This window comes from Saccharothrix ecbatanensis (assembly GCF_014205015.1).
In the GTDB taxonomy this organism is placed as follows: Bacteria; Actinomycetota; Actinomycetes; order Mycobacteriales; family Pseudonocardiaceae; genus Actinosynnema; species Actinosynnema ecbatanense.
In genome coordinates, this window is the sequence record NZ_JACHMO010000001.1 from 7,110,090 (window position 1) to 7,121,863 (window position 11,774).

At 70.7% G+C, this 11,774-nt stretch carries 12 protein-coding genes; 9 read left to right on the forward strand and 3 right to left on the reverse strand.

The genetic code is table 11. The annotated features are described in order from the left end of the window. Positions 1–51 precede the first annotated feature (51 nt). Complete coding sequence (locus F4560_RS30755) at positions 52–2,613, forward strand: glycosyl hydrolase family 18 protein (RefSeq protein WP_184926060.1); 2,562 nt, start codon at positions 52–54, stop codon at positions 2,611–2,613. A gap of 62 nt (positions 2,614–2,675) precedes the next feature. Here F4560_RS30755 and F4560_RS30760 read toward each other — a convergent pair whose 3' ends face one another. Next, positions 2,676–3,518, reverse strand: a complete 843-nt coding sequence (locus tag F4560_RS30760; protein ID WP_184926062.1) for an aminodeoxychorismate lyase — start codon at positions 3,516–3,518, stop codon at positions 2,676–2,678. Between the two features lie 34 nt (positions 3,519–3,552). Here F4560_RS30760 and F4560_RS30765 point away from each other — a divergent pair, with 34 nt between their 5' ends. The 5 genes from F4560_RS30765 to F4560_RS30785 all read left to right on the forward strand — a co-directional run bounded on the left by F4560_RS30765 (position 3,553) and on the right by F4560_RS30785 (position 7,917). Continuing rightward, positions 3,553–4,002, forward strand: a complete 450-nt coding sequence (locus tag F4560_RS30765; RefSeq protein ID WP_446692415.1) for a Fur family transcriptional regulator — start codon at positions 3,553–3,555, stop codon at positions 4,000–4,002. Then, entirely contained in the window at positions 3,999–5,090 is a 1,092-nt protein-coding gene (gene ygfZ / locus F4560_RS30770; protein ID WP_184926064.1) for a CAF17-like 4Fe-4S cluster assembly/insertion protein YgfZ, read from the forward strand. Before F4560_RS30765 ends, ygfZ begins: the two co-directional genes overlap by 4 nt. Positions 5,091–5,190: 100 nt before the next feature. Further along, a complete protein-coding gene (locus F4560_RS30775) occupies positions 5,191–6,039 on the forward strand; it encodes a beta-keto acid cleavage family enzyme (RefSeq protein ID WP_184926066.1) in 849 nt (282 codons plus the stop codon). A 60-nt stretch (positions 6,040–6,099) separates the two neighbouring features. Next, entirely contained in the window at positions 6,100–6,681 is a 582-nt protein-coding gene (locus F4560_RS30780; RefSeq protein WP_184926068.1) for an RsiG family protein, read from the forward strand. A 45-nt stretch (positions 6,682–6,726) separates the two neighbouring features. Continuing rightward, on the forward strand, positions 6,727–7,917 hold the full coding sequence (locus F4560_RS30785; RefSeq protein ID WP_221483695.1) for an MFS transporter: 1,191 nt from the start codon (positions 6,727–6,729) through the stop codon (positions 7,915–7,917). Here the strand turns inward: F4560_RS30785 and F4560_RS30790 are convergent. Next, positions 7,870–8,751, reverse strand: coding sequence for a DUF8083 family protein (locus F4560_RS30790; RefSeq protein WP_184926070.1), 882 nt, complete (start codon positions 8,749–8,751; stop codon positions 7,870–7,872). The two genes, F4560_RS30785 and F4560_RS30790, sit on opposite strands and share 48 nt — an antisense overlap. A 162-nt stretch (positions 8,752–8,913) precedes the next feature. Here F4560_RS30790 and F4560_RS30795 point away from each other — a divergent pair, with 162 nt between their 5' ends. After that, a complete protein-coding gene (locus F4560_RS30795) occupies positions 8,914–9,099 on the forward strand; it encodes a DUF3073 domain-containing protein (protein ID WP_184926072.1) in 186 nt (61 codons plus the stop codon). A gap of 71 nt (positions 9,100–9,170) precedes the next feature. Here the strand turns inward: F4560_RS30795 and F4560_RS30800 are convergent, their stop codons facing one another. Further along, positions 9,171–10,235: an NADH:flavin oxidoreductase/NADH oxidase gene (locus F4560_RS30800; protein WP_184926074.1), complete on the reverse strand. Its 1,065-nt coding sequence runs from the start codon at positions 10,233–10,235 to the stop codon at positions 9,171–9,173. Positions 10,236–10,559: 324 nt separating this feature from the next. Here F4560_RS30800 and F4560_RS30805 point away from each other — a divergent pair, with 324 nt between their 5' ends. Both F4560_RS30805 and F4560_RS30810 read left to right on the forward strand, forming a co-directional pair. Continuing rightward, positions 10,560–11,267, forward strand: a complete 708-nt coding sequence (locus F4560_RS30805; RefSeq protein ID WP_184926076.1) for a Crp/Fnr family transcriptional regulator — start codon at positions 10,560–10,562, stop codon at positions 11,265–11,267. Positions 11,268–11,373: 106 nt separating this feature from the next. Then, the gene (locus F4560_RS30810; protein ID WP_184926078.1) at positions 11,374–11,745 is read left to right on the forward strand and encodes a hypothetical protein; all 372 of its coding nucleotides are present in this window, start codon (positions 11,374–11,376) and stop codon (positions 11,743–11,745) included. Positions 11,746–11,774: the final 29 nt, after the last annotated feature.

The window sequence follows — 11,774 nt, forward strand, 5'->3', positions numbered from 1 at the left end:
CACAGGCCGCCGTGGTTCTCGACTGTCCCTGTCAGCGAGAGGCACACCCTGATGCGCCGAACGATCACCGTGCTCGTGGCCCTACTCCTGGCCACCGCCGCACTGTCCGCACCGGCCACCGCCGCCACCGGCCTGACCGCCACCTTCAGCAGAACGGGCGCCACGGCCAAGTTCGTGGTGGCCAACCCGACGACCACCGCCATCTCCGGCTGGTCGATCAAGTTCGACCTGCCCACCGGCGTCACGGTCAGCGGCGCCCAGCACGCCACCACCACGCAGACCGGCACGCGGGTGACCCTGACGCCCGCCTACTACATCGGCACCATCCAGCCGGGCCGCGACACCGAGCCGTACAGCCCGACGTTCACCCTCAGCCAGGCCGTCGACCCGACCACCTGCACGATCAACGGCGCGAGCTGCGACGGCAGCGGCCCACCGCCACCACCGCCCGCGCCGGTCACGGCCGACTTCAGCGTCACCGGGTCGGCCGGCAAGTTCGTGGTCAACAACAACACCGACGCGGTGCTGACGGACTGGTCGATCACGTTCACCCTGCCGGCCGGCGTCACGGCGGGCGGCGCGCAGCACGCCACGGTCAGCCAGACCGGCAACGCCGTCACGCTCAACCCGGTGCACTACAACCGGAGCGTGGGCGCACGCCGTTCCACCGAGCCGTACAGCCCGACGTTCACGCTCAGCAGCGCGGCCGAGCCGGTCACCTGCCGGATCAACAACGTCAACTGCGACGGCACGCCGGACACGCCGCCCACCCCGCCGGGCAACCTGCACTCGCCGGTGAAGACCACCAAGACCGTCTCGCTCGCCTGGACCGCCTCCGCTCCAGGCTCCCTCCCGATCGCGGTGTATGAGGTATACAACGGCGCCACCCTCGCCACCACGGTCACCTCCACGAGCGCCACCGTCGCCGACCTCATCCCGAATACTGCATACAGTTTTACGGTCAAGGCCAAGGACACCAAAGGCACACGGTCGACTGCATCCAATGTGCTGACCGTGACCACCAACAACCCGGCCGACGACACCCAGCCCCCGACCGCGCCGACGAACCTGCGCAGCACCGCGAAGGACGCCGGCAGCATCACGTTGAGCTGGGACGCGTCCACCGACAACCGCGGCGTGGCCAACTACGACGTCCAACTGGGCAACACCGTGAAGACCACCGTCCTCGGCACGACGGCAAAGGTCGACGGCCTCTCGCCGTCCACCGCGTACACGTTCACCGTCCGGGCCCGCGACCTGTACGACAACACGTCGACCCCGAGCAACGCCGTCACAGTGTCCACTTCGGACATCGTCAACGGCTACGCCCGGGTCGGCTACTTCGTCCAGTGGGGCATCTACGGCCGCCAGTTCTTCGTCAAGAACCTGGACACCAACGGCACCGCGGCCAAGCTCACCCACCTCAACTACGCGTTCGGCAACATCGACCCGACCAACCTGACCTGCCTGCACGGCGTCACCAAGGGCACCTCACCCAACCCCCAAGACCCCAACCAGGGCGACGGCGCGGGTGACGCGGAAGCCGACTACAGCAGGCCGTTCAGCGCGGCGCAGTCCGTGGACGGCGTCGGCGACACGGGCTGGGAACCGTTGCGCGGCAACTACAACCAGCTCCGCAAGCTCAAGGCCAAGCACCCGCACCTGAAAATCCTGATCTCGCTCGGCGGCTGGACCTACTCGAAGTACTTCTCCGACGTCGCCGCCACCGACGCGGCCCGCAAGAAGTTCGTCAAGTCCTGCCTGGACATCTACATCAAGGGCAACCTGCCCGTCTACAACGCGGCGGGCGGTCCCGGCACGGCGGCGGGCATCTTCGACGGCATCGACCTCGACTGGGAGTGGCCGGGCGCGGAGGGTCACCCGGGCAACCACATCGGCCCGGACGACAAGCGGAACAACACCCTCCTGATCGACGAGTTCCGCCGGCAGCTCGACGAGCTCGGCGGGCAGCACGGCCGACGGTACGACCTGACCGCGTTCACCCCGGCCGACCCGGCGAAGATCGAGGCCGGCTGGGACCTCCCGCAGGTGGCGAAGTCCCTGGACATCTTCAACGTGCAGGGCTACGACTTCCACGGCGCGGGCAGCGACAACTCGTGGGAGCCCAACCGCACCGGCCACCAGGGCAACCTGTACGCCGACGTGGACGACCCGTACCCGTTCCACTTCAGCGTGGAGAACGCGGTGAACGCGTACACGTCGGTCGGCGTGCACCCGCGCAAGATCACCATCGGGCTGGCGTTCTACGGCCGCGGCTGGCAGGGCGTGCAGGCCGGTGGGAAGAACGGCGAGTGGCAGTCCGCGACGGGCGCCGCGCCCGGCCAGTTCGCCGAGGAGGCGGGCACGCGCGGCTACTCGAACCTGCTGGCGAGCGTGCCGGGCTGCGCCGTCCACCACGACGAGGTGGCCGTGGCGACGTCGTGCTTCACCGGCAACGGCGGCCAGTGGTGGACGTTCGACGACGTCTGGGCGATCCAGAAGAAGACCGCGTGGCTCAAGCAGCGCGGCCTGCTCGGCGCGATGATCTGGGAGATGTCCGGTGACACCGCCACCGGCACCCTGATCAACGCCGTGGACGCGGGCCTGAAGTAGCGGGGTAGCCGGCCTGAAGTAGCGGGGGTGGCGGCCCTGGACAACCCCAGGGCCGCCAACTCCTAGTACTCGGACTCGTACAGGTCGGCGACCTCGGCGTGCAGCTCGGCCGAGTCGGGCAGCGTCTTGCCGTCCAACGTGTGCACTCGGGTGATCTTGCGGACGCTCGACACCAGGAACACGCCGTCCGCGGAGTACAGCTCCTCCACCGGGATCGGCCGCACCTCGACCGTCCAGCCCTCGCGCCCGGCGGCCCGGAACAGCGCGGCCTGCGTCGTGCCGGGCAGGATGCCAAGCTCGGCCGGCGGCGTGGTCAGGGTGCGACCGCGGGCCATGATCAGCGTGGACGTCGGGCCTTCCAGCACCGACCCGGACGACGTGGTGAACACGACCTCCGCCGCGCCACGCCGTTCCGCCTCACGGATCGCCGCCATGTTCATCGCGTACGACAGCGACTTGGCGCCCAGCAGCAGCCACGGCGCGCGGTCCATCAGGCCCGGCTCGATCCCCCGGTCCAGGGTGACCGCCGCGATCCCCTCGGCCCGCTGCGCCATCACCTTGGGCGAGATGTCCATCGCCAGCGCGAAACCGGTGGGTGTGCCGTCACCGCCTTCGACGCCGCGGGTGTAGACGAGCTTCAACGCGATCTCCGCGCCGCCCGTCCAGTTCGCCAGCACGAGGTCGACGGCGTGCTCGAACGCGGCACGGTCGGGCTCGGGCAAGTCGAGCATCGCCGCCGAGCGGGCCAGTCGGTCCAGGTGCGGACCGAGTTCCCGGGGCTTGCCGTCGACAACCAGGATCGTCTCGAAGACCCCGTCGCCGCGCATGAGGCCGAAGTCGTCGACCCGGATCAGCGGGGCGTCGGGGTCGGCCAGGGTTCCGTCCAGTAGTGCGAGCACGCGCATACCGTGAGACTACTCACGGCCTACCATCGAATTCGTGGACACCGCCAGCGCCCCGAAAGCCCTGCGCAAGACGCTGCACGACCGCGGTATGCGGATGACACCGCAGCGCCAGCTCGTGCTGGACGCGGTGCGCGAACTGGGCCACGCCACACCGGAGCAGATCTGCCAGCGAGTGCAGGTCACCGCGCCCACGGTCAACATCACCACCGTCTACCGCAACCTCGACCTGCTGGAGCGGCTCGGCCTGGTCCGGCACACGCACCTCGGGCACGGCGCGCCGAACTACTCGGTCGACGAGCACGAGCACGTGCACCTCGTGTGCCACCGGTGCGGGCGGATGGACGAGGTGCCGTGCGAACTCCTCTCCCCGCTGGGGGGAACACTCCGGGCGGAGTACGGGTTCGAACTTGATGCGAGCCACCTCGCGCTGTCCGGCACGTGCCGCGAGTGCCTGACCCAGAGTGCGTCGAAGGAGTCCGAGTGAATTCACCGCTGTTGACCGCTCCGGGTGCGGTAGCCCCGTTCGAGGGCGTCCCCGACCAGGGCGTGCCGTGGCACTTCGGCGACCCGTTCGCCGAACAGCGCTCGGCCGCGCGGTCGGTCGCGGTGTTCGACCGGTCGAACCGGGCCGTCGTCGCGGTGCCGGGTGACGACCGGCTGCCGTGGCTGCACTCGCTGACCAGCCAGCACTTCACCGCGCTGGGCGAGGACGAGGGCACCGAGGCGCTGATCCTGGACGTCCAGGGCCGGGTCCAGCACCACGTCGTGGTGGCGAACGTCGGCGGTGTCGTCTACCTCGACATGGAGCGGGAGCAGGTCGCCGAACTCCAGTCGTACCTGGGCAAGATGGTGTTCTGGTCGAAGGTCGAGCCGCGGGACGCGACGGCCGAGCTGGCCGTGCTGACCGTGGTCGGCCCGGAGATCGCCGGATTGTTCAACAAACTTGCCCTCCCCCTCCCGGACGGCCCGCACGGCGTCGTCGCGCTGGAAGGCGGCTTCGCCCGGCGCATGACGTGGCCCGGCCAGGACGCGGTCGACCTGGTGGTCCCGCGGCCGGACATCGCCGACTGGTGGCAGAAGCTCACCGACGCGGGCGCGCGCCCGGCCGGGAGCTGGGCGTTCGAGGCGTTGCGGGTCGAGTCCCTGCACCCGCGGCTGGGCGTCGACACGGACGAGAAGACCATCCCGCACGAGGTGAACTGGATCGGCGACGCCGTGCACCTCGACAAGGGCTGCTACCGGGGCCAGGAGACCGTCAGCAAGGTGCACAACGTCGGCCGCCCGCCGCGCCGGATGCTGCTCCTGCACCTGGACGGCTCCATGGAAGTGCAGCCGGAGACCGGCGACCCGGTGCTGGCCGGCGACCGCGTGGTCGGCCGGGTCGGCAGCGTGGCGCTGCACCACGAGCTGGGCACGATCGTGTTGGCGCTGGTCAAGCGGTCGATCACACCGGATACGGAACTGCTGGTCGGCGCCGAGGACCGCCGCGTGCAGGCGTCCGTCGACCCGGACTCGGTGCCGCCGGACACCCCGGGCCTGGGCCGTGAGGCGGCCCGCAACCTGGGCCGCTGATCCGGTCCGGAAAACCGGCGACTTCGCCTGCCTGCGGTTCCGTGCCGAACGGGTGTCGCCGAGGCGGTGGACCGGGCGGGTTGTGTGTCAGGATCACGGCATGTCCCGACCCGGATCCCACGGCACGCTGCTGACCGTCGCCCCCACCGGGGCCGAGCACGCGAAGGCCGACGTCCCCCAGCTGCCGGTCACGGTGGCGGAACTGGTCGGCACGGCCGAGGCGTGCGAGCAGGTCGGCGCCACCATGATCCACGTGCACATCCGCGGCGCGGACACCAAGCCGTCGCTGGACCTGGGGCTGCTCAAGGAGACGGTCGCGGCGCTGAGGGAGCGCACGAACCTGATCGTGCAGCTGTCCACCGGCGGCGCGGTGACCGACCCCGAGGCGGACCGGCTGCGGGTGCTCGACGCCCTGCCCGACTCGGCGTCCTGCACCATGGGCACGGTGAACTTCGGCGACGACGTCTTCCTGAACCGCTGGGAGTTCGTGGTCGCGTTGCACAAGGGAATGCAGGAGCGGGGGATCGTCCCCGAGTACGAGATCTTCGACATCGGCCAGCTGGCGTCCCTTCGGCGGCTGCTGGACCAGCACGGGCTGCCGGCGGGCGGCAAGGTGCACGTCGACCTGGTGATGGGCGTGCCGGGCGGCATGCCGGGTGACGCGGAGACGCTGGTGGCGGCGTTGCGGCTGCTGCCGGAGGGCGCGTCGTTCTCGGCGACGGGGATCGGGCGGACCACGCTGCCGGTGATGCTGACCGCGCTGGCCGCGGGCGGTCACCTGCGGGTGGGCATGGAGGACACCATTTCGTACGCGAAAGGCCAGCCGGTGCGGGACAACGCGCAACTGGTCGCCCGCGCCGCCGGGTTGGCGAAGATCGCCCAGCGTCCGCCGCTGTCGCCCGCGGACGCACGTGCGCTGCTCGGCGTGCGCAGTCCGGTACAGGTTTGAGACAACTTTGGAAGCAGGTTTGTGTTGGCGGGTGGACACGAACTACCGCAGGATGAGTACGTGATCGAGGTGCGCCCCGGCGGGCGCCGCCGTATCGACCGGGTGCTCGCCCCCGACTACGCGGAGGGGGTCGAGCGGCTTCCGCTCGCCGAGGTGCGCGCGTTGCGCGACGAGGCGGCGCAGGAGGAGACCGACCTGTCGTACCTCCGGAGACTGCTGCACGCGCGGATCGACATCGTGCGGGCCGAGCAGGAGCGGCGGACGTCGGGCGGTTCCGCGGTGGTCGATCAGCTCGCGACCATCCTGGCGTCGAACGCGGTCGGGCCGGCCACCGGTCTCGGCCGGTACCAGACGCAGGAGCCGTCCCGGGCGGAAGCGCACCGGCGGCACGTCGAGGCGCTGGTGTCGGACGTCGACCTGTCGGACGTGAGCGCGCTCTCGGACGACAAGCTGGACCTGGCGCTGCGCGTGTTCATCGGCGAGGAGGCCTCGGTGTCGTCACGGCGGCGCGAGGTGCAGGCCGTCGTCGACTGCCTGAACGCCGAGATCGCCGGTCGGTACCAGAACGGCAGCGCCTCGGTGGACGAGCTGCTGGCCGCGGAACGCGGTTGGCCGACCAACCCCGGTCGTTCCAAGCAGTAAGATCACAGTCCCAGATTCTGAACCGGCCGCCTAACGTGGCCGGTGATGGCACTACGACGATCCGCCGCGCCGAGGTACCGGTGGGTGGTGCTCGCGGTCGGCGCGGTCGCGCAGGGCACCAACGCCGCGGTGTTCCTGGGCCTGCCGGCGATCACCCCGCAGCTGCGGGCGCACTTCGGGCTGTCCCTGCCGCAGGTCGGGCTGCTGCTCGGCGCGGTCAACCTGGGCACGATGCTGACCCTCGTGCTCTGGGGCGCGGCGGCCGACCGGCGCGGTGAGCGGCTGGTCATGGCCATCGGCGGGTTCGGCGCCGCCCTCTGCCTCGCGTTGGCGGCTTTCGACGGTCCTGTGGTGGCCGGCCTGGCGCTGGTCGGCGTCGGGATGTTCGGTGCGAGCGTGAACGCGGCCAGCGGCCGTGCGGTGCTGACCTGGTTCCCCGCCGAACGCCGGGGGTTCGCCATGGGCCTGCGGCAGACCGCCACCCCGCTCGGCGCGGCTCTGGCCGCCGCGGTGCTGCCGGTGATCGCCCTCCAGGCCGGGGTGCCGGTGGCGTTCCTCGCGCTGGCGGGTTTCACCGGGTTCGTCGCGGTCGCCGTGGCCCTGTTGGTCCGGGAGCCGCCGTGGGCGGTGCGATCCGGCCGGGGTCGGCACGGGATCGTGCTCAAGGACCCGGCCCTGATCCGACTCAGCACGGCCAGCGGGCTGCTGGTCGTGCCGCAGTTCACCGCCGCCGCGCTGATGGTGGAACTCCTGCACGACCACCGGGGCGTCGCCGTGGGGCTGGCGGCCGGGTTGTTCGCCGCCGCCCAGGTCGCGGGCGGCGCGGGTCGGCTGGTGGTCGGGGTGTGGTCGGACCGGTCGGCCACCCGGGTCCAGCCGCTGAAGGTGCTGAGCGTGCTGGTCGCGGTCGGGTTCGTGCTGTGCGCGGCCCTCGACCAGGCGCCGGTGTGGCTGCTGGCGACCGTCCTCGTGCCGACCGCCGCCCTGGCGCTGAGCTGGAACGGGGTCGCGATCACCGCCGCCGGTGAGCTGGCGCCGCCCGGTGGGATCGCACTTGGTATGCAAAATACCGCCAACTACCTGAGCGCCACCGTGACGCCTCCGCTCGCCGGCTGGGTCGCGGTGACCATCGGCTGGCCCGCCGCCCTGCTGATGGCCGCCGCGGCGGCGGTGGCCGCCCGCGTGCTGCTAACCGTGCCGTTCCCGGCTCGCCAGCTCGCCCCAGAACTCCCGTAGCCGCTCGTAGCGGAGGGCGACCTCCTCGGCGTCACCGGCCTCCAGCGCATCGACGATCGCGTTCACGTCCGTCGCCGAGCTGTCCTCCAGCAGGTCCTTGTCGTCGATCAGCTGGACCAGGCCGCCGTAGTCGAGCTCCACCGCCGAGTCGGACGAGAAGTGGTCGAGCCAGCGCTTGGTGTCCGCGAGGACCTTGGCGGGGCCTCCCTCACCCAGGGACCGGGACACCACGCCGTGCGCCCGCGCCACCCGTTCGAGGGCGTCCGCCATGGACACCCGCCACGACACCTGACGCTCCGGGTCGTCCTTCGGCGCCAGCACGACCCGCCGCGAGGCCGGCTCGACCAGGGCGAACCAGGGCAGCGGCACCGTCCAGGTGGTGGAGATGACGTGCACCGCCCCGCCGGTCAGCTCGGCCATCACCGAAGACGCCCGCGCCCGGATCTCCTCGGGCTCGACCGCCACGGCTTCGTCCTGGAGCGGTCCGGTGGACGTGGCGAGGAAACCGACCAGCGCGGCGGCCGATCGGGCTCGGAGGTCGAGGGGGCAGACCAGGGGGCCGGGGCCGACTTCGCCCGGTACCTCGGCTGGACTGATGGTCATCACGTCGAACGGCGCGTCAGGGGAGACGCGTCCGTCCGACCGCTCACCGGGCAGGAGGCGACGCGGCCGGGCCAACTGTGATCGCAACCACAGCTCCCGTTCGCGCTCACCGACGTCCGCACGGCTCAACGCCCCGTTTTCCAGGGCTTTTCGCACCTGATCTGCCAACGGTGCGTCAAGAGCCGACAGCGGTTCGTACACCCTGAGGTAGGCGACGAACGGTCGAGGCACCCGCGCATCCTCCCATGGCGGGATTTGGCGGTACGTGTCACGCCTACCGCGTCGCGGGGAACCCCTTCGACACGGTACGGTAGTTACCAGGAACTAGTTGTCGAGACGAGTGGGGCCGCCGTTCCCCCGGCCGCCCCCGTCCCTGTGCGAGGGGGTCGAGCCATGGGGCGCGGCCGAGCGAAGGCCAAGCAGACCAAGGTGGCGCGGGAGCTCAAATACAGCTCTCACAACATCGACGTCGACGCCTTGCAACGCGAGCTGTCCAGCGGCGAGTCCGCCGCAGGTCGCCGAAGCGATGAACGCTTCGACGAACCGTCGGACGATGAATACGACGACTACCGTCGCTGACGTATCCACTACCCGCTGCTGAGGTTGGGCTGCCGGTGCTCTTGCCGGCAGCCCAACCTTTGCAGCGGGCCCTAGAACGCCCTGGCGTACTGCACGGGCGGGTCGACCTGCACCCCCAGCTGCCTTGCCGCGTGCAAGGGCCAGTACGGGTCGCGCAGGAACTCCCGCCCGAGCAACACCAGGTCGGCCGAGCCATCGGCGAGGACCTGCTCAGCCTGCCGGGCGTCGGTGATCATGCCGACTGCCCCGGTGGGCACGTCGGCCTTCCGTCGTACCGCCTCGGCGAACGGCACCTGGTAGCCGGGTCCGGTCGGGATGTCCGCCGCGGGCACGTTGCCGCCGGTGGACACGTCGATCAGGTCGGCGCCCAGGGCCGCGAGGTCGCGTGCGAGCTCGACGCTGTCCTCCGCGGTCCACCCGCCCTCGACCCAGTCGGTGGCGGACACGCGCACGAACACCGGCACGTCCTCGCCCACCTCGGCCCGGACGGCGGCGGTGACCTCCCGCGTCAGCCTGGTGCGGTTCTCCGCCGAGCCGCCGTACGCGTCGGTGCGGTGGTTGCTGAGCGGCGACAGGAACTCGTGCAGGAGGTAGCCGTGCGCGGCGTGCACCTCGACCACCCGGAAGCCGGCCGCCAGCGCGCGCCGGGCCGCCGCGGCGAAATCGGCGACGACCTCCGCGATGCCGGCGGCGTCCAGTTCGGCGGGCGTCCGGTAGGTCTCGTCGAACGGCACGGCACTCGGCGCGACGGGCGTCCAGCCGCCGTCGGCGTCCGCGACCCCACCCCGCTGCTCCGCGAACGGCGAGTAGGTCGAGCCCTTGCGGCCGGCGTGCGCGAGCTGCACACCGGCGACGGCGCCGTGGGCGTGGATGAAGTCCACGATCGGCCGCCACGACGCGATGTGCGCGTCGTCCCACAGGCCGGCGTCGTCGGGCGAGATGCGGCCGACGGCCTGGACCGCGGCGGCCTCCGTGAAGACCAGTCCCGCGCCACCGGCCGCGCGCGAGCCGAGGTGCACGAGATGCCACTCGTTCGGGTGGCCGTCCACGGACGAGTACTGGCACATGGGGCTGACCGCGACGCGGTTCGGCAGGGTGACGCCGCGGAGGGTCAACGGGGTGAACAGCAGGCTCACGTGAAGCTCCTCGGAACGGTCCGGTACCGGGACGGGGCCATCGGCCCGTCACCCGGTTCCAAGCCCTTGATCCGACGCCTTGTTCCCGGTGTGGTGTCCGTCCCACCCGACAGGAGCTGCGGAATTCCATTCGATTCGGTATTGCGCGTGCATTCGCACGTGATCTTCGCCGAGAGGTCGGTGACCAAAACACCGGAGAAGAGGCCACCAGTTACGCCCATTCGGGTGTACTGTCCGCACCACGTTCGGGGAGACCATCCACTTGCGCCCGACGCAGGTCGGCCCATTCGAAGTCCCGCCGGTCACGACAGTAACAGGATCCACATGCTGCCCATGCCGACCACGATGACACCGGATCCAGGGTGGCCCAGCAACAGCCTCCTGGGCCGACTCCGAGACAACACCCGACAAGAGCTGTTGAACATCGGCACGGTCGTGCGGTACACGGCCGACCGCGAGGTCATCGAGCAGGATGCGAAGGACACTCATGTCCTGTTGTTGCTCGAGGGCGTGGTCAAGGTGCAGACCACGGACGAAACGGGTGACACGGCGCTGCTCGCGATCAGGGTCGCGGGCGATCTCGTCGGCGAAATGGCGGCCCTGGACCAGAAACCCCGTTCGGCCACCGTCGTCACGTGTGGTGACGTCGTGGCGAAACTGATCACCAGCGGTGAGCTGATGACGTTCCTGCACCGGCGCAACGACGTGTTCGTCGAATTGATCGGGATGATCAACGACCGGTTGCGCTGGGCGAACCAGCGTCGGCGCGATTTCCTGTCCCACCCGGCCGCCGAGCGGGTGGCGCGGGTGCTGGCCGAATTGGTGCAGACCTACGGGCGGGAAGAGCCGCACGGGTGGACGCTGGGAATTCCGTTGACGAAGGTGGAACTCGCGTCCATTGCCGGGATGAAGCCCAGAACGGCCGAGAAGGCGTTCGCGGATCTGCGAAAAGCGGGGGTCGTGGTCAGCCACCTGAGGCGTGACGTGCTGGTGCCGGACCTCGACGGACTGCGCAAATTCGCCGGGTTCTGACGCGAAACCGCAATTCTGCGGAATTCGCGCGGGTGCGGCCGGGTTGGGGCACGGACGACCGGGGTTGGGGCGCCAGACGACCGGGTTGGGGCACGGACGAGAGGGCGTGAAGGTGCGCGAGGAACCGCTGAGACTGCTCGCCGGGGCGGCCGCGGGCGCGCTCGTCACCGCCGTGGACACCGAGCAGTGGCCCGATCTGCGGGCACGGGTGGCGGCGGTCGTCGCGCCCGGACTGTCCGACCTGGTCAGCGCGCGGTTGGACGAGGCGCGGCGGAGGCTCGTCGCGGTGCCGCGGGTGCGGCTGGACCTCGCGCGGTCCGAGTTCGCCACCGAGTGGCGCGGCTCGATCCACGCCATGCTCGGGGAACACCCCGAGGCCGCCGGCCCGCTGCGCGCGGTGTTGGCCGAGGTCAGCCCCGACCTGCCGCGGACGGCCGGGGATTTCGGCGTTCCGGACGTGACGTCAGCGGTCCCCTGACCTGCCCCCGGTCGGCCGGAGGGGTTTCG

Excerpts from the sequence above, each read along its gene's own strand:
- F4560_RS30755 (WP_184926060.1), top strand. The coding sequence starts at position 52 with ATGCGCCGAACGATCACCGTGCTCGTGGCCCTACTCCTGGCCACCGCC.
- F4560_RS30760 (WP_184926062.1), bottom strand. The coding sequence starts at position 3,518 with ATGCGCGTGCTCGCACTACTGGACGGAACCCTGGCCGACCCCGACGCC.
- F4560_RS30775 (WP_184926066.1), top strand. The coding sequence starts at position 5,191 with ATGTCCCGACCCGGATCCCACGGCACGCTGCTGACCGTCGCCCCCACC.
- F4560_RS30785 (WP_221483695.1), top strand. The coding sequence starts at position 6,727 with ATGGCACTACGACGATCCGCCGCGCCGAGGTACCGGTGGGTGGTGCTC.
- F4560_RS30795 (WP_184926072.1), top strand. The coding sequence starts at position 8,914 with ATGGGGCGCGGCCGAGCGAAGGCCAAGCAGACCAAGGTGGCGCGGGAG.
- F4560_RS30805 (WP_184926076.1), top strand. The coding sequence starts at position 10,560 with ATGCTGCCCATGCCGACCACGATGACACCGGATCCAGGGTGGCCCAGC.